At 39.8% G+C, this 21,470-nt stretch carries 16 protein-coding genes; 8 read left to right on the forward strand and 8 right to left on the reverse strand.

What is annotated here, in order from left to right; translation table 11 throughout:
• Positions 1–12: 12 nt before the first annotated feature.
• Positions 13–822, reverse strand: a complete 810-nt coding sequence (locus J0M15_12955) for a sulfite exporter TauE/SafE family protein (GenBank protein ID MBN8537957.1) — start codon at positions 820–822, stop codon at positions 13–15.
• A 125-nt stretch (positions 823–947) separates the two neighbouring features.
• Positions 948–1,991 carry an MBL fold metallo-hydrolase gene (locus tag J0M15_12960; protein ID MBN8537958.1) on the reverse strand — a complete coding sequence of 348 codons (1,044 nt, stop codon included), beginning with the start codon at positions 1,989–1,991 and terminating at the stop codon, positions 948–950.
• A 78-nt stretch (positions 1,992–2,069) separates the two neighbouring features.
• Here J0M15_12960 and J0M15_12965 point away from each other — a divergent pair, with 78 nt between their 5' ends.
• The gene (locus J0M15_12965; protein ID MBN8537959.1) at positions 2,070–2,390 is read left to right on the forward strand and encodes a helix-turn-helix transcriptional regulator; all 321 of its coding nucleotides are present in this window, start codon (positions 2,070–2,072) and stop codon (positions 2,388–2,390) included.
• A gap of 236 nt (positions 2,391–2,626) precedes the next feature.
• Here J0M15_12965 and J0M15_12970 read toward each other — a convergent pair whose 3' ends face one another.
• Positions 2,627–3,145: a hypothetical protein gene (locus J0M15_12970; protein MBN8537960.1), complete on the reverse strand. Its 519-nt coding sequence runs from the start codon at positions 3,143–3,145 to the stop codon at positions 2,627–2,629.
• 266 nt (positions 3,146–3,411) lie between these two features.
• Here J0M15_12970 and J0M15_12975 point away from each other — a divergent pair, with 266 nt between their 5' ends.
• On the forward strand, positions 3,412–4,539 hold the full coding sequence (locus J0M15_12975) for a hypothetical protein (protein ID MBN8537961.1): 1,128 nt from the start codon (positions 3,412–3,414) through the stop codon (positions 4,537–4,539).
• Between the two features lie 220 nt (positions 4,540–4,759).
• Here J0M15_12975 and J0M15_12980 read toward each other — a convergent pair whose 3' ends face one another.
• A complete protein-coding gene (locus J0M15_12980; protein ID MBN8537962.1) occupies positions 4,760–5,530 on the reverse strand; it encodes a DUF455 family protein in 771 nt (256 codons plus the stop codon).
• Between the two features lie 317 nt (positions 5,531–5,847).
• Here J0M15_12980 and J0M15_12985 point away from each other — a divergent pair, with 317 nt between their 5' ends.
• From J0M15_12985 to J0M15_12995, 3 genes are all read left to right on the forward strand, one after another.
• Positions 5,848–6,558, forward strand: a complete 711-nt coding sequence (locus tag J0M15_12985; GenBank protein MBN8537963.1) for a hypothetical protein — start codon at positions 5,848–5,850, stop codon at positions 6,556–6,558.
• A gap of 157 nt (positions 6,559–6,715) precedes the next feature.
• Complete coding sequence (locus J0M15_12990; GenBank protein ID MBN8537964.1) at positions 6,716–7,024, forward strand: GNAT family N-acetyltransferase; 309 nt, start codon at positions 6,716–6,718, stop codon at positions 7,022–7,024.
• Between the two features lie 313 nt (positions 7,025–7,337).
• The gene (locus J0M15_12995; protein MBN8537965.1) at positions 7,338–7,937 is read left to right on the forward strand and encodes a hypothetical protein; all 600 of its coding nucleotides are present in this window, start codon (positions 7,338–7,340) and stop codon (positions 7,935–7,937) included.
• Between the two features lie 342 nt (positions 7,938–8,279).
• Here J0M15_12995 and J0M15_13000 read toward each other — a convergent pair whose 3' ends face one another.
• Positions 8,280–8,726 carry a hypothetical protein gene (locus J0M15_13000; protein ID MBN8537966.1) on the reverse strand — a complete coding sequence of 149 codons (447 nt, stop codon included), beginning with the start codon at positions 8,724–8,726 and terminating at the stop codon, positions 8,280–8,282.
• A gap of 307 nt (positions 8,727–9,033) precedes the next feature.
• Between J0M15_13000 and J0M15_13005 the strand changes: the two genes are divergently transcribed.
• Positions 9,034–10,077, forward strand: a complete 1,044-nt coding sequence (locus tag J0M15_13005) for a hypothetical protein (GenBank protein ID MBN8537967.1) — start codon at positions 9,034–9,036, stop codon at positions 10,075–10,077.
• A gap of 170 nt (positions 10,078–10,247) precedes the next feature.
• Here J0M15_13005 and J0M15_13010 read toward each other — a convergent pair whose 3' ends face one another.
• The gene (locus tag J0M15_13010; protein MBN8537968.1) at positions 10,248–10,919 is read right to left on the reverse strand and encodes a hypothetical protein; all 672 of its coding nucleotides are present in this window, start codon (positions 10,917–10,919) and stop codon (positions 10,248–10,250) included.
• Between the two features lie 1,071 nt (positions 10,920–11,990).
• Between J0M15_13010 and J0M15_13015 the strand changes: the two genes are divergently transcribed.
• The gene (locus J0M15_13015) at positions 11,991–12,401 is read left to right on the forward strand and encodes a hypothetical protein (GenBank protein MBN8537969.1); all 411 of its coding nucleotides are present in this window, start codon (positions 11,991–11,993) and stop codon (positions 12,399–12,401) included.
• A 435-nt stretch (positions 12,402–12,836) separates the two neighbouring features.
• A complete protein-coding gene (locus J0M15_13020; protein MBN8537970.1) occupies positions 12,837–13,037 on the forward strand; it encodes a hypothetical protein in 201 nt (66 codons plus the stop codon).
• 338 nt (positions 13,038–13,375) lie between these two features.
• On the opposite strand, the gene J0M15_13025 is transcribed toward J0M15_13020, so the two are convergent.
• Positions 13,376–15,499: a transglycosylase domain-containing protein gene (locus tag J0M15_13025; protein ID MBN8537971.1), complete on the reverse strand. Its 2,124-nt coding sequence runs from the start codon at positions 15,497–15,499 to the stop codon at positions 13,376–13,378.
• Positions 15,486–21,212, reverse strand: coding sequence for a large extracellular alpha-helical protein (locus J0M15_13030; GenBank protein ID MBN8537972.1), 5,727 nt, complete (start codon positions 21,210–21,212; stop codon positions 15,486–15,488). Before J0M15_13030 ends, J0M15_13025 begins: the two co-directional genes overlap by 14 nt.
• Positions 21,213–21,470: the final 258 nt, after the last annotated feature.

Consider the following 21,470-nt stretch of genomic DNA (forward strand, 5'->3'; position numbering starts at 1 on the left):
ATAAAATTTCATTTACGTCATTTTAAATATTTGATCCAAAATCACAAACGAACCGATAGCCAAAACGAAATACCCGAACCCCCGCTTGAGCAACTTCTCGTTAACTCTCGAAGAATAAAATTGGCCAATGGCAATTCCAAAAATTCCTATGACTGCGATCTTCAAAAGTAAAGGCCAGTCGAAGTCTAGATTTCCGATGCTCATCGTAAAACCAAAAATAGAGTTTGCAGCGATGATGGCAAGTGAGGTCCCCACCGCCCTCTTCATTGGTAACTTCAATAGTAGGACTAGAGCTGGAATAATTAAAAATCCGCCTCCAGCTCCGACAAAACCAGTGGTGACACCGACTAAAAATCCCTGCCAAATTACTATAGTCAAACTAGCTTTACCGCTATTTGAAACTTCGGCAATAGGCTCAAGTGTCGCTTTCCCTGAACGGATCATAGCTCGGGACGCAAGCACCATGATAATGCCGAAAAATCCCATCAATAAGAGTGGCTTTGTGAGTGTAAACTCGCCCAGAAAAATTATATGATCTGGAATATAGGGCAAAATAAAATGTCTTGCTGTAAAAACACCTAGGAAGCTTGGAATTGCAAAACGTACTCCGGTTTTAAAATCAATCAACTTTTTTCGCGCATTCAAAATAGCACCAACAAAAGCCGTTGATCCGACAACAAAAAGTGATCCTGAGGTCGCAATAAGAGGGTCTTGTCCAAATAAGTAAACAAGAATTGGAACTGTAAGAATAGAACCACCACCTCCAATAAGGCCAAGGGAAACTCCCATTACAATGGCGGCTAGATATCCTACAAATTCCAAGGCTACCTCTTTATACTGTATCGGCGATCAATGATCTGAAACAAGAGCCTACCAGAAATAAAATGCCACCTCGAAGCCCTATCTCGTAGCAAAGGTAACTGATACTGCAAACAAGAATTGCTCATCTAAAGACCGTCCTTGTGTTCAACTGGAAGTTTGCATTCATTCCAACTAAGCATTCCACCACCCAGATGAGATATCTTTTTAAAACCCAAATCAATTCCAAGTTTTGCAGCATCTTGCGAGCGTTGGCCCGACCGACAGACAAACACTATTTCTTCTGACCGATTGTATCCTTCTAAAAACTGTTTCAATTTATCTCCCAAAGTAATTTGATGAGAATTTTCAATGTGACCTAGCTCGCCCACATATTCCTCTGGTCCACGCACATCAATAACTAAAGCTTGATCCCGTAGCGCGCTCAACTCTTGAGGAGTCAGTGTCTTAAAGTCGGTAGGTTTTTCATTTTTATCAGATGAGCCACAAGCCATATTTGCTGGAAGAGATTCTTTAATTTTTTTCGGCAAATCTAGTTTCAGATCTTTCATAATCTGCACAAATTGCGGTTTCGTTTTGCCGCCCCCAACCCGCGGGTTGTGCTGAATTTCCATTTCAATCGTGGATGACGTAAACCCCTTGTAGTCATGTGCCGGATAGACCTTTGTATCTTTAGGAAGAGTGAATAGTTTTTTATGTACGCTATCAAAAAGATCTTCGGCTGAACCACTCTGAAAGTCAGTTCGACCTGTTCCCCTTATAAGGAGAACATCACCTGTAAAAACCATTCCTTCGCAGGAAAAACTCAGCGAAGCATCTGTGTGCCCCGGTGTTTCTAAAGTTTTAATCTTGAACGGCCCGAAGCTTAACTCATCTCCTTCACTTAGATTCAAATCGGCGCAAGCTACACTTGCTGTTTTAGGCACCGCTGTTTTTACTCCCGTTCTTCTTCTGATTTCGCCAGCACCAGTCACATGATCTGCATGAATGTGGGTATCAAGAACATAAACAAGCTTCAAACCCAGCTCAGCGACAAGCTTTAGGTCCCGATCTACAGTTTCAATCACTGTATCAATTAAAATGGCTTCTTTTGAGACCGCATCCGCTAGCAGATAGGTGTAAGTCGAACTCTGCGTTTCGAAAAGTTGTTGAAATATTAAATTTTTATTCATCTTTGACCTCTTAATCTTAAATAGACCTCTTCACTTTTAGCTTGGCCTCTTAATATAAGTATATTATAATACTATAATATGAAAAGTCAAGTAAACCTTTCTGCGCTCGAAATGAAGAATATCCGCAACGAGGTTGCCGCAATATTGAAAGCCATTTCTCATCCTCAAAGACTTATGCTGCTCTGCCATCTGGCAGATGGAGAAAAAACTGTAGGCCAATTAGAAGAGCTTTGCGGCGGTTCTCAGTCTTCAATTTCTCAATTTTTGAAACTGATGAAACTTGAAGAAATGTTGACCTCTGAAAAGCGTGGACTCTATGTTTATTATAGCATTCATGACCCAAAAATAAAGAAGTTGATTTCTTCTCTCTATAAAATATTTTGCAATAAAAGAGGATAACATCCTCTTTGTTGATGTGCCATCGGGCCATACGAAGCAGTAAATTTGAAGGTCTATGGCACCAGTACCAAAGTCGTGGGTCTTCCTCATGTTTATTCCTTGTGGGTACAAAAAAAAAGCTACGGATTTTATTTCCGGAGCTTTCGGTCGGAGATTTAATTCATAAGGAAGTACTTAGCGTGTGAGTTTCCGCCAGCCATACTTTAAAACGGCTGGCTTGTAGCGAGTGTGGTAGATTAGTCAGCTGCGTATCGGTAATACTGAATCTTGGCTGTTTTGTCCTTAGTGATATTTATATATCCTGCACTCTCCAAACTATCAGCAACACTTTCTGTCGTCACCAATTGGATAAGTTTCGTTTTAGCAGAATCGGACAGGCAATTGACGTAAATGTTGTGAAGCACTACTTTTCCATCAAGACCGGTTTTTTGCGAATTTATCAGCGTCGTTGTACAATAGCGTGCATCAGCTCCTTCTGAGCGATCATAAAATAAAATCATACCTTCATCGAGCTTTTTTTCCATCAATCCTTCTGCGATTGCCCATTTTTTTAATTGGGGATACGCGCCTTTACCCCAACCCAAAGGGCCTGTTATTCCATAAAATGTACTTGATGAACCATCGGAACAATTGACAGTGTATTCGCTGCTGCAAACAGGGGCAAAGCCGCAAACAAGGTGTTCGGAAGTGGTACAAATGCGAGCCTGCACCAAACTGGTAAATAGAATAAAAGAAGAAATAATAGCTGATTTCATTTGAAATCCTGATTAAAGTTTAGGACACGGCTTCGTTGCAAAAAAGATTGAAACCATGTTGTTAATTGGCAGAGACCTTAACGCTGATCTTGAAGTTTTTAAAGTGTATTTGTTTTGGTCAGTAAATAAGCTAGGATTACATTTGTCAGAAAAAATGAAAGCTAAATTAAAGACTAGGGGCAGAAATTATTCTTTGAAACTAGGATAGAAATTGGCTTAATTCTTCCCATGCGCTATTAAAATTTAGCTGCAAAAAAAAGGAGACGATGAAAGGACAAAGTTGGATACGCAGTGGCGCTTGGGACTCATTCTGGATCTTAAATGGGATTCCCATTGCTCTTATTTTTTTTATCTTTCAAAAATTTGACCTTGATGGAAAGGCTACCCTAGCCGCTGGATTTTTATTATGGGGAGGGCATCTTGTCTCCCCTGTGCTCGTCGCCTGGTCTCACTCGGAATTTAAAGCTCAAATGATTAAACACAAAATAAAATTTATTTGGATCCCTTTGCTTGCCATTATCGCATCTACTTTAATTGGCCTTCTGACCGGACTCAATTTGATGGGAATTCCTGCAGGTCCTGATTTCTTACCTCAAATAACTGCAACAAAAGATTATGTAAATGGTATGGTTCTATTAAGTATTTTTTATTTAACATGGAATACTTATCATTTTGCTTTTCAATATTTTGGCATCATGACTATTTATCGAATAAAGGATGGCGGATATAGTCCCATTCAAAGAAAATTTGATTTAATATTTTGCATTCTTAGTTATTTAATTATAATTCCTTTAAGTTGGTGGCTTGTTCATCATCGACTTGCTGGTCCTTATTTTCATTATTTAAAATCACCGACGAATCTTACAAAAGAGTTCTTAAAATATACTTGTATCATAGTTTCTATCTTCATCACCGCTATCATGTTTTTTAGAGAAATAAAACGCACTCAAAGCTATTGTCTTCCTCGACTTATTTTAATCCCTACAATTGGTTTATTACCTCTATTGGTTTTCTGGATAGATCCAGCATTTGTGGCCATTTACAATTTTTCCCATTGGCTCATTGCCATTGGAATAGCCGCACATACTATCTCCATTGATAAAAGTAAAATAAAAAAAACTAGTTGGCGAAAATCGTTTTTATTTTACGTTGTCTTGCTAATAGGAGTCTCAATAATGACTTTTGATCTTGCCATTGCGGGTGTCAAGTTAAGCCAACTAACCTATGATCTTATATCTTTTAACAATGTCCCCATTCTTCTTTCTGCTTTAGTAGGATTTCGATTTGGATTTGTGATGGTACATTTTATCTACGATAAAATCATTTACAAATTTAGCGACCCTTCTGTTAGAAAAACTATTGGCGCCGATTTACTAACAACTCCAGATTTTTAAAAAATAGGGTTCTAACTCATCTGTTCATTTAAACTGAACTCGATAAAGGCTGTTCCCATTGTATAAGAAAGATCATTACCTAATATATCAATAGCTTTTTCCACAATGTCTTAGTGGCCATTGAAGCCTTTATGAGCGTAATGCTCTCTAGCCGAACCCAAAAAGAACTTGAAACAATGGATGCTGAAATTATTGTTTCTGTCATGGGACACGATGAAACCTAGGAAAACTTAGCCATGCGTGATCGTAAACATTCCAAATAATCGAGTTCAAAATTAGTGAAACCGGCCATCTTTCTATAGGTATGACTTATTTTCTCGATTCTCTTGGGTATGCGAAAGCGAAAAGACTCTAAACGACTTGCAAAATCATTTTGCGGATCAATTTTTTCCTGTCTGCAAATCTCACGATACCAGCGTGAACCAAATGCGACATGTTCAATTTCTTCTTTTACTATTATTTTTGCAATAGCATGCAACGGTGATTCCAAAACAGCATTAAGTCGGCGTAAAAGTGTTTCGCCAGCATCCAGTCCGCTGCCCTCCAGGTAGCGATGCACAATTAATACCCGATCGAGCAATGAGTCGGTCCTATCTACTGCCGCCCAAAGCATCGTATGCGCAGGCCAGTCTCCCCAGCGAAACCCTAGTTTCTCAATTCCATCTAAGCATAAAGTTAAATGGTAGCTTTCTGAACGGATGACGCCAACCAATTCGTCACGAAATCCCTGAGGGGCTTCTGGAAATTCGTGCAAAGTTCTTAGCCCTAATTCCATAGCTTGCAATTCAATACTGGCAAGATCATGCAGTAGGCGGGCTTGACCTTCTTTAAAGGATAGGCCCATTTTCGGAGGTAATAGCCCGGGCACCAGTATTGGAACATCGCGGGCCGGTGCCATTGGGAAATCTTTCATAGGGAAATGGAAAGCTAGTTCAATAGCACTTTCAATTTCCAAAATCTTTTGCCGAGCCGAGACGGTTGAAAAAACCATAGACCAGTATAAACCAGAAAGTTCATGCACGCGCAAGAAATAAGACACTTACAATCATTGTTCCTTTTGCTGAGTGAACCTTCTGAAAACTAAAAACCTCGTTGAGTCATGATCCCCATACCAAGCAAATACGAGGAAATTACAGATCATATTTTTGAACTTTGGAATTCCATGAATCGTCTTTGTTCAAAGAAAATGATTGCGGCTATACCGTTATGGCTTCCATTCTATAAAAGTATAACAGAGAGTGTATTAAAGCTTTTAAAGAGCATTTCAGTATCAACTTAACCAATGGCTTTAGTCATCCCGATTGCTGTTTGTGGTATAGACAGCATCTCGATTCTTCGCAGATTCTCAAAAAACTTATAGACAGGTACCCGCTCTTCAAAACTCCTGGCGTTCGCGTTTTTATTCAAGATGAGATGTTCTGGACTGGAAATGGAACCGGAGATTTGGATTTGCAATTCTCAGAGACAAAGAAAGCAATCTCTCTGGTAAGGTCCGCTCTTCCCAAAGCCAAGATAGGAATTAATTTCACTCCTGCTTCCATCTTTTCTCTCCAAGCAAATACAACCCTGTATAACAAAGAGTTAGCCTACATTAAAAAAACTCTCGCAGTCCTCGACTGGATGGGTTTTGACCCCTACACCTTTGATATGAGTTCCAGTGGTGCCTCCTCCCTGGATAATCTTATCTCTATAACCGGAAATGCTGCAGACTTTGCACGGCAAGCCAACCCCGGAATTGAGAGATGGCTTGTCCTTCAGGGCTTCGCCAATCCAAACTGGGACCGGATTGAATTTTCAAAATTTATCCTGAAGCAAATGGCCATAGCAAATGAAAAATATGAAGGCACTGTTATTTTTGGTTGGCAACTCCAGGGAATTGATCTACCAGACAGCTGGGCCGGAATGAAGTTTCCTTCTTGGTTGAAGACTATCTACTTTAATTTTGCCATCCAGAAACAAAGACAACCAAATTCTTCAAGCCAGACTTGCCAAGCAGGCCAACTCCATCGCGAGCACTGAACTGTCAGAAGAATTTGCGATAACAACAAAAATGTAGTTCTTCGCCAGGCTCAAGAACCCGTCATGAGCCGAATGACCATCAGTGGGAATGCTGGATTCTCTCTCAATGTAACTAACTTAAATCTGATTGCAGATAACTCGGCCTATAAAATGACAAGTGGATTGGGTATTTGGTGTCACCCTTAGGCAGACTGGAGAAGTCATTGGACACGTTGGACTCAGTCCCCTCACCGATGGAGAAGTTGAAATTGGTTATGCTATAGGCGAAAGCCACCAAAAACGAAGTTTTGCCTCTCAATCTGCTGCAGCTGTAAGCATGTGGGCCATGTTAAATTTAGATCTTCCGAAAATAAATGGAATAGTTGCGAGTGAGAACGTTGGTTCGGGTCGCGTTTTAGAAAAAGCCGGTTTTACTCTCGAGGCCGAACAAGATCATTACTATCTCGGCAAGGTTCGCCTCCGGTAGAATATTTTCATTTTCCAAAACCAAGAGCCTTTGAGGTAACAAGCGCTTTAGAACCACTTCTTCTTGCAATTTAAAAATCACAATCCGCTTGGTTTTTTGGGCCCGTGGCTTTTTCTTCTAAGTCAGTTGTTTTGGGCCCACCTTTTCAATACTTTCCTTTATGAACAGGTCAGGATCGAGAACCATTCTAGAATCGTCCACTTTCGATAATCAGTTGCTAATTTTGAGCAAAAAGTTCCGATCAGGCATAACGCTAGCCTAAAAATTTCATTTGCTTCTAGATCGCAAAACCTTTTTCAAGTAAATCTATATTATGGATGGACTAATTATTGAAGGTGTTGCTGGTACCGGCAAATCAACAATCGTTTCAGGGTTACGTGATAGTAACTCATTTAAGCGACTCAAACCCTCATTTAAAATTATTTATGAAGAACTGACAACTGGAGAACTCGTTGCCGAGCTTCGTGATGAGCGACTATCAGATCAAGATCGTTATTCTAGATTGACTCAACTCATGCCGACCATTCAGACCCGACAAGCGTCTGGCGAATTTCTTGTTCTTGAGCGCTTCCACCCCACATTCTTCGCGTTGATGCCTAAATGTACTTTATTTGAAAGCTTCGACCAACAATTATTGAAATTGAATTTCGGTTTAGTCTTATTGGATTTTCCAAACAATAATTTTGGAGATAGATCTTTTTTTCGTCCTGAAATGGAAAATCAGAACTGGAGTAAGAATCTTATTGACTGGTATGGATCTCAGGAAGCGTCTATACTTGCGTTTATAGAGTCCCAAGAGAGACGAAGAAAATTTCTTGAGGTAACCAAACTAAAGAGCATTCTGATTGACACCAGTGAACGAAACTGGGAAGCCTATATCAAATCCATTATCAAATTCGTTGCTGAACAATAACCCAGCTATGCCACCTATCTAGTTCCTGAAAAAGAAATAATTCAAGACCCTAATAGCGGATCAAGAATAATTCGAACTAGTGTTTGTATTTGCTTTAAAGTGAAATCCCCGACCACGTAACTCTTGCATGGTAGTCAGTTAAGAATCAGCAACTCTAGCTTTTAACTGCTGGATCTTTTTTCCGTCTCGATTCTTAGGACCTTTTGGCCCGATACTGAGACTACTGCTAAAAAAAATTGAATCGATATTTGAAAATTGTAAAGATAAGGATGGCTGATTATTTCAGGTCAGCCCTTGCCAATCAAACCAGGGGTTAGTGTGCGCCCGCTGAAACAAAGAATTTTATTTCACGCCCTCATCAGGCTTCTCTTTAAAGATTTTATCATTTGATAACTTTTCTTTTATTGCTAGTCTTTCACAAATGACAAAGTCATCACAAGAATAAACTATAGATCCCCCAATATGGCATTCATTTTTCGAAGAATAACAATCATTTCCAGGTTTTTTTCCATTACAGTTTTTGATTTCTTTATACTTTGGATTACATTTTCTCAAAAAAGTTTCTTTTTTCTCTGAAACTTCATTCCTTTGTTTATCTTTACAAATAATGAAGTTTTCACAAGAATAAGCTATTGATCCACCTTTATAACAATCGTTATCTGCTCTGTAACAAGAATGATGCTCATCGCAACCAGCTTTCTCTCCTGCAGCCTTTAAGTTAAGGCACGGATTAGCTATTGAATTGGACGCAGTTAAGGATAGCAGTAAATAAAATAAATATTTAATCATGAAATTTCCTTTATTATATTCTTATATAGAAAACTGATTTTTTCAATTGGCTGATTAGTCTAGATTCCATGATTCAAAACCAAATGAATATCGACGGCACGTGATTTCCTAAGATTGAGCTAATCTGGCCTTGAAGTCGGACTTGCTCTGCCAACATAGCTGCCTTTGATTGTCTTAACGATACTAAGGGACTCTTGCGGTCAATCACTGGAGTTCATTTCTAGATGAAGTGCCAGTTCAGTTTTAGTCTCTAAATTTTGTATTAAAAGTATTCAGATTAATCGATAAGATGAGCAAAAAGGTTAAAATGAGACTGTGTTTAATACTATTAATTGGGTTTATATTTCCAGCTTCAATCGCCTATGGGATCGATAAGCCAATCATATCAGTATCTGAAGCGCATAAAATAAGTAAATTAAATCAAGAAAAGTTAAATCTATGTGTTAATTTTATCAAGAAACTAAAAAAAGATTATTCAAATGGCCCCATCCTTATTCAAAGATTTTTTAAAATAAATCCTTTGCCTAAAGCTATCGAAGACACACTCACTTCTCTTCTTTGGCGTGACAATGGGGATTTTTATTTAGCGCTGGAAATAAGAAATCTTGATAAAGAAGTATTAAATCTTAAGAAATTGAATCCGAATTGCACTTATTTAGAAAACAATGATGAAAAATCTTTAGTTCTCGTAAATGATGACAAATATTTATTAAAGTCTTCCCAGAATAGAAAAAATAGATTCTGCGTTAAACAATCTGATTGCAGTGACGAAATACATTTTCTAAAAAACAACCAAATAGTGTTTAACAAAGCTTTTCAACAAGAACTGTCTTCTAATAAATCGAAAATAAAAATTAAACCTCGTTATGATCTTCCTCCCCCGCCTCCGATTTTTGATAGTTCAGAATATATTTTTTGCAAAAATAACCAGTGTGCTTACAGGGAGAAAACTATAAAAATTAGAACCCAACCAGCTCCAGTTGGATTTCTTCTGAGTGGTGAAGATAGTAAAATGGTTGAAGAAGTTATACCTGATCACAGTGAAGACGATCTAGTTCCTGAAAAAGAAATAATTCAAGATCCTAATAGCGGATCAAGAATAATTCGAACTAGTGTTTATTTTTGCTTTAAATTGAAAACAAAAATTAAAGATGCAAATGATTTTTTGAAAAAATTTAATGCCCGCATTGCTTCAAGCATTAAAGGCAATAGCTGCGGAAGTCTAAGTATTCAGGACCCTCAGACTCTAGAAAATTATTATAAAAAAATAGAAATTATGAAAAAAAATACTGTCATAGATATTATTTTACAGGACAGTATTCCAAGTACTGAGTTTGATCCCAACCTTTAGAATGATCTAAAACACCAGATTCCCATGGAGGTCTTAAAAAAAGCAATCGAATTGACCTCGCAAAGTGGATTGCAAAAAGAAAACTGCCCAATAGCAAGCATACCGGGAAAAGATCCCAAAATTTGTTTGTAGACCGAAAAGTTGAAGCTTGTAATGAATGTTCTTGTTTTCTACTTATTACACATCATCGTAGCACCCATTAAAACTTTTCCAGATTGGATAGATGTGATGGTAAAACGCGTTCTTTGATTTTTGGCGCTTCGATAGAATTGGGCTTTAGCGTACTCCCAGCCGGGACTAATTCCACCCGCAAATTGAAAACTGCCAGTAGTAGGATTTATTTTATAACCCTTCGTGTAGTCGTAGTCGGGGTATTTCAATTGATCACTGAAGATCTCTGAACCAGGAACCCATGCGCTGAATATCACGGCCGGATCAAATATATGTCTTACGCTCCAGGAAATCCCCCGAAAGGTGGCTTCAAATCCGGGAACAAATGAGCGAGTCATCGCATCGACGTTTCGCTTGTCCATGTCGAGCGTTAATACTTTTGGATTTTGAAATGTAACGCTTGTCGCTTTACAGACCATAAGAACTTGGTATTTATCGCACACATCTCCGCACCCGCCACCCCCTGCCGAGGCTGGAATCGTAGTCGCTACTAAGCTGAGCAATATAATTAAAAACTTCATAGAGAATCTCCTTCGTTTGTTGAAGTGAGTACTATCCTTCGAGGCTCCATAAGTTAAATTAAACGATTTAATGACACTATCTTTTTTTTTAATGCGACAAAGTGATACCAAGATGGCAACTGAGCTTGCTGTGTTAAAATGAGTGTTCAAAATCAGCTTAAAAACCCTTCATTGCATGGCTCAATTGGAAATTTAAGTCCAAAGATGTTTATAGAAAATTTAAATAATGGAGAATTTACACCTAGAGTCGTCGCCGTCTAGGTGTCCACAATTAAGGGGTTGACGGGTTACTAAGCTTAAAGTCTGTCAACAGTCCTGATTACCTTGTGGGGGGCTATATCACCGGCATTTCGGATTCTGTACTAAATGGCGCAGCGCTGGGAATTTGGAATGTAATTGACGCTGTTGAATGTTGGAATTACTCAGAAAGCGAAGATAAGTATTTTGAATTCAATCTTGAAGAGTTTAGACGGTATATTGAGTCGCTTGGAGGAAATGTAAGATACCCGGCTCCCAGAAAATTATAAGTAATTATTAAACGGAGAACATTATGAAATCGATTCTTTTTTGTGTAACTGTCCTATTAATGACATTAAATAGCTGGGCTGATGAACAATCAGTCCCAATGCCTTCCGCTACAAACAGTAGTTCTCAGCGTATTGTTAGTTTTGAAATCCCTAAACAGTATCTGATTCAGCATGGTCTGAACTGACAGATACCATTGAAATTGAACGTGGTAAAATCAGATATTTGTCACAGTTTAAGAACCGATTTCGCTATACACCGAGTAAGCTAAAGAAGTTCAAGGTGCCTTCAAATATTTCAGTTGATGCTATTGTGTATGAAATGAATGAACAAAATCCAACAACCCTAAAAGAGATAAGCGCATCGAACTGACAAATTCGGAAGCTTGCCTGGTCAGTTTAGCTTCCAAGCTCATGACAACAATATCTGACCAAACCACTGCTTATTAAGCACTTAACAGTTATTCCTACTGAGCTTTTTTATTTTCCTAAAATCAATACAGAAATTATTTTGTCTTCAATTTGATAAAGAAAAATGCAATAAAAAAAGTCTTCGCATTTTTTGAATCTGCATTGAAATCTAAAATCAGGTAAGACATTCATTATTATTTCGATGAATAAATACTGGACCATACTATTGAAGTTTACTCTTATTTTGGCCATGACAGACTAACAAATTGGATTTAGCATTCAGTTAATGCTAAAAAAGATTTTCAATCGTTATTTATTCTACTTCATTTATTGCATTCTTATTTTTCCGAGTGTTATTTTAATTTTTAAAAATATCCAGCCAAAAAATGTGGCAGCCCTTTTTGCTGGTGGCGTATTTATTAGCTGCAGTTTATTAATTATTATTGGTGAATATTTTTGGGAGCGACCGCGCTGGGCTAGGTCGTTGAGCCTAGTGGCCGCATTGATTTTCTTAGGGGCTTTTTCACTGCCAATGATCGTCATGAGAGCGGTTTATTTTTCAACTGCTTTTGAAGAGCTAACCATTTTATTTATGTCGGCACCGGTTTTCCATAGGAATTCAAATTTTGCCTATATTGCCCTTATGATTTGCATTCTTATTAACTATTTTCAAAAGTTGTTTTCGCAAAAGCCTTAATATTAAATCAGGTGGTGTGTTTCACACAGTCTTTTATAATAAGGAAAAACAACAGCCCAGTGTTGCAATATCAACGGAAAGAATTTTAGAACTTCTTCCATTGGACGTTAGAAACGAACTCCTTATTTTGAATGTTGAATGTGAGAAGTAGCGCTGCTTAAAACCCCTTCATTTTTAATGAGATGAAATTTAAATCCACTTAACCTTTCTGGTCAGTGGATTTTTTGTTTTCGTCGCCCAAAGTTGATAACCCTATAAAGGCACACTTTGTCGAGCGCGCACGGGAACATGGACCTTTTTGTCAGGGAACGCTACCTTCAAAAAATTTGAGAAGGCGCTTCAAAATCCTCAGGTCAAACATATTGCGATCAGCTGAAAACGATTACTTTTTATTCGCCTTGATTAATTTAAAACAGAAAGCAAAAAAGACGCTTTTTGTTTACCAATGTAAATTCAAAATTGGCCTTTAACGTGCGGTCGTGGCTTTTGTTTTTGTCCGTGATTTTTTCTTATCCCGTTGCCGAGCTTTGGGGCCGAACATTGACAGGGAAACAATTTTTAGAAATGTGCGGAGCCTTTATTCTCATTGTTGGCGTGGATTTTTTAAGCGTGTGGATAAAGGCTTATCCCGAATAAAAGGAAATGGAACGAATTGAGCGGAAAGCATTTGGCCGCAGAAAAAGTCGTTAAGTCAATTCTTTGATTGTCGCCAATCATATTACTATAAGGAGGTGCTCATGGAAAACATAGTCTTAAAACCTAATCTAATTAAATCCCACAGTTGCTGAAACTCTCTTCTGTTTGGAACCAGATCTTACCCGTTAATCAAGTTGTTGATAATGGGTTCAGAGACCTAATATCTGACAAAAGTATCCAAGCCCAGATAAAGATCCGTCAGTCAGTCGATGTAATATCATCTTGCAATGGAAGAATATTGATCAATCGCAAGCGTAACCATGATCTCTCACTTTCGTTTACTTTACGATAAAATCGCAAACACTTTCCTTGTTGCCCTGTTTTGCAAGAAGTCTATGATTTCCTTTTTCAAGAGTCCACGTGTAATTAGGAACTAGCGTTTGTGAAATCAGTTTTCCATTTAGATTCCATTGAATAGGTAATCCGGGTTGCGCGCCTTCCAACTCAAATTCAAATACTTGTGAATCGGAAGGAATTCGGGGATCTATGGCCATATGTAATCCTGACGTTGGCCGCACTAGCTTGAATTCTGATTTGTCGTGCTCGATGCGTATTGGACTTTTTTCAAGGGAACTTCCTGTAAAGTAGTCCGTATTTTGGTCACCGCTGCGGCCGGCAATGTCTCGTAATTGCAATTGCGGAGACAGATACAAAGGACGAGTTTCTTGATTTTCATTTAGCTTAGCCATAATTCCGCGAGCAAGCAGCATGGGCACAGTACTGCCAGTCATGCCTTCCGTAGTTTTATTAGATAAATTGCCCATCCAAATCCCAAGAACATATCGGTAGTTGTAGGCAAATGCCCAGGCGTCTCTATAATCTGTCGATGTCCCAGATTTTAGCGCCGTCTGAACAGGAAAACGCATGATGGAACTATCGCCAAATTCCAAGCGTCGCGCGTGCGTATCAGAAAGTATATTTCCAACTAATGAGGAAGATTCGGGACTTAATAGACGGCGATGTTCAGGTTTTTCATTGAACGTCACACGTAACGGTTGCCATACACCCATCCTGGCTAACATCGAATAGGCATTAATCATTTCCCATAAACTCACTTCACCATTTCCAAGCACAAGACCGTCTCCATACTCACTTGTGGGGCGCGATAGACTTTCAAACTTCATCGAAGTTAAAAGATTCCGAAAATTTTCTAGTCCCACTTCGCGGACCAACTTTACCGCTGGAACATTAAGCGAATTGGCCAAGGCTTCACGAAGACTAATCCAGCCGTAATAAGTTCGTGAATAGTTTTTAAAGGAATGTAAGCCCTGTCCAATTGGTGTGTCTGAGGGTGCGTCTTCAATTAACGAAGTGGCACTATGGCCACGCTCGAATGCTAGCCCATACAGAAACGGTTTCAATGCAGAACCTGGTTGTCGCGCGACGGTCACGGCATCATATGCCACAGCACTATTTGACTCGTTTTCTGCGACAACCCACGCTAAGACATCGCCGGTGATATGATCTGCCACAATTACGGCGGCATTTTCTACCTCGTATTTTTTTCGAGCCATAATAAGTGATTGAGTTAATAACTTCTGGGTAAAATTTTGCAGCTCGGGATCTAACGTTGTTTCGTAAATAGACTGAGGTTGATGGGCATAACGACTTTCCACAAAATGAATAAAATGTGCGGCCGAAACCGGTGCGTCGGTATGCTGCAAGGACCATGGAAGTTCGCGACAACGCTGCAACTGCGATTCACTTATCGCTTTATTAACATTCATCCGTACAGCCAATGCCTCGATCATGGGATTTATGCGTTTCTCTGAATTCCTTAAATCCAATCGAACGGGACTTTTAATCAGCACAGCTAGAGATAGAATTTCTTTTTCGTTCAGTGTTGACAGCGACCGGTTAAAATAAAGGCGGGCCGCCTGCAGAATCCCACGACGTTGCTGACTATACGGAACTTGATTCAAATAAAATTCAAAAATTTCGTCTTTGCTATGACGAGCTTCTAACCACAATGCTTCCCATCCCTCTAACCATTTTGAGACCAGTGTACGTGGGCGAGGATGAATGATTCGAACGACTTGTTCGGTGATGGTACTCGCTCCACGAACATTTTTGCCGGCCAGCAGGTTGGACACTATGGCTTTCGCGCGGGCTAGCCAGTCGATACCATGATGCTGAAAAAAACGCTGATCTTCCTGCGTAACAATCGCATCACGTAAAACTTGAGGCACTTCGGATAGTCGTACTTGTTCGTGGATATTCCAATCGTGTGCATAAGACACTCGCAGCGGTTGTTTCCAACGATCTAATATTGCAGCCCGCTGCCCTGTCGTACTTCTGGCCAAGGTGTCCAAATAGGGTGGACGCTTCACTGCGATCGCCGTTGTGAGCGCGATAACAGTGGTGCTAATTAAAATTAAAAATAGAAATTTATTCTTTAACACTAAATTTTACAGGTTTCGCTTTCCCATACACATCTGGTTCGTACATTTCTTCTGCATGTGTTGGTTCGGCCGAGAACGTTCCAGGCGCGATGGCTTGCATAGTGTATACAAGCGTCGTTTTTTCACCGCCAAAATACTCTGAATAAAAGCGGGCAAAGTCGTGCTTGATCTCTTGGAAATAAAACGCGCCATAACCATATTCGCTAGTGGCTGTATCGCCTTCGGCGTCTACCTGGGATGTCGTAGCCAGTTGTTTTTGAACGGGCTCAAATCCTCCAGGAATTGGATCACTTACTACGACATAGAATCGCGGTGCCGCTGCAGCGACGGTAAGTTGCACTTTAATAAGATCCCCACGTTTGACTTCAACTAGATGTTGCACAGGGGTCGCTACGCCTTTATTAACCAGAAAATACTCTCGATGAAGCTCGATACCAGCATTTTTATCTTGTGAGACTTCTTCTTTTAATGCAAAGGAGACTCGAGTTGAATAATACAGGCGACCAGTGCCCGAACGTTCAATTTGTGCCGTCGCTTTGGTGCCGGCATCCGAAGCGGTAATTGAGCGTTCATAAGTTTGCAGGGGATCCACAAATTTTTTGAATTCGCCAGTGCCGAATTTCTTGTTATTCAATGAAGCCGTAACTTTCATTTTTGGAATGTCTTTTTCAAACTCTTTGGCATAGTCCACAAAGGCTTGCAAACAATAAATATTTTCTTGAGTAGTTGCGTAGTGCAGTCCCTTACGCATTTGCAAAATTGAACGCGCTAAACGGAGGGGAACATCACTCACTAATTTTTTACCTTCTTCAGAATGTGCGTATCTAGACAATGCTGTAAGCAAAATACAATGGTCGCGAACAGGTGACGAAAGATTGTAGTAACCTATTGGTCCATTATTATCGTTAAAAAGAAATTTTCCTGACTTCTGATTGCCTTGGCTTAGTATTTTTTTAACCAGCTCTGATTGATCTTGGTCCGTTCCTCCGGTTTCCATCGCCGCCAGCAATAGGAAGCCTTTTCCAAATAAACCTAAGTTCAAGGCATTCGGAAAAAATCTTTTTACTTCATCACTATTTATTTTTTTAGCCTTAGCCAGTGAATACAGAATTGCAGCGCGGGTGGACTCATCTAAACCTGCACGAACTTGCTGGCGCAATTCAGATAGTAAATATTTATGAAGATGATCTTCCGTTTGCTCGGGAACTTTATGGCCCGCCTGTTTTAGCCATTGAAAAGCCAAAGCCGTGTACGCGGAAAGATAAGGGCTAGCAAATTCCGTAGTCGCCGAGTAATAGGCCATTCCACCATTTGGGGCTTGATAATTACTTGCTAAATCCAATGTCTCTTGAGGCAATTTTTTAGCTTCTGACCATTGTACTCCCGGTGAGTAGTCTTTGAGAAGATTAAAATGCGATGCCAATGTTCCTTTTGTTAGCTTTTGTTCCCAGCATGAATATGGATAATTACGTGCAAACAAAAACGACCCATCCAAATTCCCGATGACGCTTGGTGAAGCCGTGACACTGACCGATCCAATGTCAGTGTAAATTTCTTTTGGAAACTCTATATTTTCCGACGTTTTATTCTCGGTAGTGCTACCATAAGAGGCCGCAGTGTCTAGTGATCGGCGCTTTAGTACCGGCAGCTCGTGCTCTAGCCCATCGGAATCCACGTTGTCTTTCGCCGTTACCGAAAATTTTAAAATGCCGTTGATTACATTTCGATCTTGCTTAACAGAAGTGGTTTGCAACGGTAACCAAACCGTCTTTCTCTCGAAGGGTTTTAAATCCATGGATTGCGAATTTACAGCACTCGCGTCTTTGATGTCGCCGGTGACTTTAACATTAACGTTTAATTTTCTTGGTTTCTCTGTACGGTTCATGACAGAAAATCCGCTAGTGAATAAATCACCTTCACGGACTTGATTTGGCATCACAGGACGAATTTCAGTGGGTTTGTTCACCTTAAAATTCACGTGCCCTAATCCCATGCGATCAGTAGGCGTAACGGCCATCACAAGAACTCGCCACCCGGTTAAATTGTCGGGAAGTTGGAAGTCGACTTTTGCATTTCCATCTTTATCAACTGCGATGTTGGGATTCCAGTAACTGACGAACTTAAAAATATTTCGCATGAGGACGTCTCCGGCCGCACCACCATCGCCACCTTGGTTAGCGCCTTTCTTTTCAAATTTTTGTCTTCCGATCAATCGCATAAGCAGATTAAAATTTTCTACGTTCAGCGCGTTTAACTTATAAAAGCCTTTATAGGGGTTATAGTTGTCAGCACCTCCAGCAACTAACGCCAAAACAGATTCGTCTACGACGGCCACAGCTAATTGAATGGGCTCTTTCGCTTTGCTTTCATTACGTATTTTTGCATTCATCGAAAGTTGAACTTTTTCGCGGGGTCTAAACAAGTCACCATTGGTTTTTACGTTCACAATGATTTCTTTGTAAGGATCCTTAACATCAACTTTCGAGACGCCCATTCTTACGGTCGGCTTACCAAGATCAACATCGCCGGCAGCTATTTCTTTTTTTCCAGATTCGGGAACACGAGGCGCCGTTAATATGACAGATAAGTAAAAGCCAGGTACGTAATCATCTTCAAGATCAAACTCGATAATCCCGATACTGTCGTTCATTTTCAAATTCCAGGATTTCAATATTCCATAACGTTCGATCGTGACTAGGGCATTTGCGCCAGGTAGTGGGTTTTTAACTAAGAATCGAGCTTTATCTCCAATTTTATAGTCCTTTTTTTCAGGAATAATTTTAAGTGCCATATCTGGAGTTTCATCCCAAACGACAGGATCAGATCCGTAAACATAAAAGTTAATATTGGATTGATGGAGACGTCCTTTTGAATCTTTAACTGAGGCGATAACATTATAATAGCCACTCTTGCTTGGAGTAAATGTGCAGTCCACGCTTGAAGATGAACTTTTTAACTGACATTTTTTTATTTCATCCCAATTAGTTTCATACTGACTAATGTAGGCGTTACCAGCGCCTTTAACTCGCGCAGATTTGACCACTTGCCTTTGAACAACCACATCCAATGATTTACCAGAGACCGGCGTGCCTGATTCGTCTACTACGATGGTTGGAACTTTACTCGGTTTTCCTTTGGGAACGGCCCAGCCTGGCGAGCGTAGTCCAACTCGTAAGTCAGTTCCAGAGTATATAAGACTAGCTATAGCGGCGATATTTTTACCTCGATCATCAGCCACGGCCGATTCAACAATAATTTTTCCGTAGTTATGCTTAATATCTTTAGCCTTATATTGAACCGAGAATTGTCCTTTGGAATCGAGTTGGCCTTCTTTTGTTACAACAGGCGAACTTTCGTAGTAACGATCTTCATTAAATTGAAAATTGAATCCGACCGCCTCGCCGTGGGAGGAAGTAAATTCATCATATTTAAAAAGCCCAACGACTCGCACTCTTGCATCCGTGTAAGGACCGCCCGCATGCATTGTCGCCAACGTAGAAATTGTTAGATCCTCGTTTGGATATAGAATTTTTCTATTAAGTTCCGTTTCCACTTTGAAGGACAAGGGAGTGAAATCAGAAATCAAAACTCGCAGAGGTTGCATTTTTTTATTAATTTCAAATGTGTACCATCCCACTGTCGCATTTTTCGGAGTTTTAAATTCACCAGCAAACGAGCCGAAGTTATCGAGATTCATTTTTTTAACTGTATAAATTTCTTTGCCGGTGGGATCTTTAACCACTAACGAGAAATCTTTCTTAGGTGCTGCGACCAGCTTTCGATTATTTTCTTCACGAATGTATAATTTAAATTGTACCGTTTCGCCGGCACGATAGATTCCCTGGGCCGTGGTGCCCCAAGTGCGAATATAGTCACGAATGGATTGGTCGTACCAATAATAATGACCATCATCTGTACGGGCGTATTGACTATTGAAGTTATAGTCTAAAGGCAATATTGCAAAATCTGATTCTTTACTAACCCGAACGCCATAATAATATGTCTCTTGATCCGAGATATTTTTAATAGATGATAGATAGGCGACTCCATTAGTATCCGTCGTTGCGGTTTCTAAGGTTTTATCTCCTGGCAGCATGTAGTTAGCTTGAATCTGCTTATAGACTTCAACCTTGGCTCCGGAGACAGCGGCTCCGGTCTTCATATCGGTGACCCAAACTAAAGAATTAAAAAATCCTTTTTTCACATGCACATGAAATGGCGTAACTAAAATATGAAACTCTTGATGAATAACTCCATGTGTAATTTTTCCGACTGCTAAAAATGACTCCGAAGTTGAAAACGACCTTAAATTCATTGGCATTTTGTAGGCGATATTTTTTGGTCCGTCTGGATAAGACACTGTTTTCTGAGTTTTTTCAGACCAGCCTTTAATTGTTAGAACTTTATATTCAAAAGACGCGCTATCTAAATTTGTAATAAAAAGTGGCACATCCGTTTTTTCATTTTTTTCCAAAACGGCAACTCGATACGGCAAGTTCAAGCGCGGTTTTAATGATCCCATCTCGAATTCCAATTTCACTGGATTAGCAAGGGAACGATCAAATACATCTTTTGCTTCAACTATATTAAGCTGAATGAATTTGCCCGGCATGAATTGGACAGGAGCCTCTACTTCATAAACTTGCCCTGTTCGGTGAACGCCGTAATGTACATTTGTTTGCGAAGGGTAGTAATTTTCTTCCGACCCGCCTTCGCTTCCCTCTTCGCTGTACATGGAAACTATTTTCTTAACACCCGGGGTTGCTAGAAGTTGTTTAATAAAAGAATCGGTTTTTGGCGGCGAAGTAAAATGTAACATGATGCTGGATTGAGATGCACACTTTGTTTTTTGCGGGCCTATAATTTCAATTTCGGCAGGTTTCGGTCCTTCGCTTGTGCATGTAGCTTTTAAAAACTTAAAGTCTTTATCAAATGTGTTTAAAGTAAGATCTCTATCCGCACGACCTGGGAGTGGACCGTAGATCGATTGAAGTTCGCCGTGCACGCCCAAAGTGAGAGTTTGACTTAAAGGCTGAGCGCTATTCATTTCGATACGCCACGATTGCCGAGCAATTGACTCGTAGGACTTCAATTTGACGGGATCCCCGTCGTAGAGCGCAACGTACTGCTTTTCCCCCTTGGCACGTGCCCAGTAAGAATCATATGAGTTATCTTCGTTAACTTTTTGTATAGTTACCGGGATAGATTTATTCGCATTTTTCAAAGTTATTATTTTAGCAACGGAAGCCTCTGTGACGGGTTGATCAAAGCTGGCAATAAAACTGGGCCAGCCCGGCCCCTTCCATTTATTTAGGTCCATAGATGTTAGCTTTGGAATCGGAGTCGAAAAAGAATGGGTAAAAGGTGTTTCTAGCTTCGATCCAGAAATACTTTTAAGGCCAGCAGCCAATTGAATCGTGTACTTCTGCGCTTTGGTTAATTCTTTGTCCGCATTTAACTCGCACGCAAGTACTTGCGGGTCCAGCCAACGCCACTGACATTCAATTTCAGGAGTGATTTGAATACCAAGTTCCTTCGAGGTTCGTTCCATACGTCCCAGCGGAACCATTTTTTGATTGAAGGTTAAAGTGATTTGCCGAGTGGAATAAACATCGATGCCTTCCGGAATCACCCGAGTCACTTTGACAGAGGTACTGCTTTGAGCCAATCCAAATTCTAATAAAAATAAAAATGCAAAAACAAACCACTGCATATTTCCCTCCGGCTGAGAAACACTGAAAACCTAACTATATATGAAATGCCTAAATTGTATAGAAAGAGAATACGAAGTCAATTTGAATGAATGAATGAGTGTGTAGCGAACTATTTGTGTGTAATAGTAAGCTCATATCCGTGGGCTCTCTACAAACAAATACTTTGGTTCTTCGATTAAATGTGATCACTTTGTTCCTTATTTCTCAGACTACTTTTTTAAGTCATGCTACTTTCTTTAAAAAATCTATCAAGACCT

This window comes from Deltaproteobacteria bacterium, from assembly GCA_017302835.1.
GTDB lineage: Bacteria > Bdellovibrionota > Bdellovibrionia > Bdellovibrionales > Bdellovibrionaceae > UBA2316.

Coding starts and splice junctions, on each gene's coding strand:
- J0M15_12965 (MBN8537959.1), top strand. CDS start 2,070: ATGAAAAGTCAAGTAAACCTTTCTGCGCTCGAAATGAAGAATATCCGC.
- J0M15_13015 (MBN8537969.1), top strand. CDS start 11,991: ATGCTAAAAAAGATTTTCAATCGTTATTTATTCTACTTCATTTATTGC.
- J0M15_12975 (MBN8537961.1), top strand. CDS start 3,412: ATGAAAGGACAAAGTTGGATACGCAGTGGCGCTTGGGACTCATTCTGG.
- J0M15_12980 (MBN8537962.1), bottom strand. CDS start 5,530: ATGGTTTTTTCAACCGTCTCGGCTCGGCAAAAGATTTTGGAAATTGAA.
- J0M15_13005 (MBN8537967.1), top strand. CDS start 9,034: ATGAGACTGTGTTTAATACTATTAATTGGGTTTATATTTCCAGCTTCA.
- J0M15_12970 (MBN8537960.1), bottom strand. CDS start 3,145: ATGAAATCAGCTATTATTTCTTCTTTTATTCTATTTACCAGTTTGGTG.
- J0M15_13000 (MBN8537966.1), bottom strand. CDS start 8,726: ATGATTAAATATTTATTTTATTTACTGCTATCCTTAACTGCGTCCAAT.
- J0M15_12960 (MBN8537958.1), bottom strand. CDS start 1,991: ATGAATAAAAATTTAATATTTCAACAACTTTTCGAAACGCAGAGTTCG.
- J0M15_12995 (MBN8537965.1), top strand. CDS start 7,338: ATGGATGGACTAATTATTGAAGGTGTTGCTGGTACCGGCAAATCAACA.
- J0M15_13030 (MBN8537972.1), bottom strand. CDS start 21,212: ATGCAGTGGTTTGTTTTTGCATTTTTATTTTTATTAGAATTTGGATTG.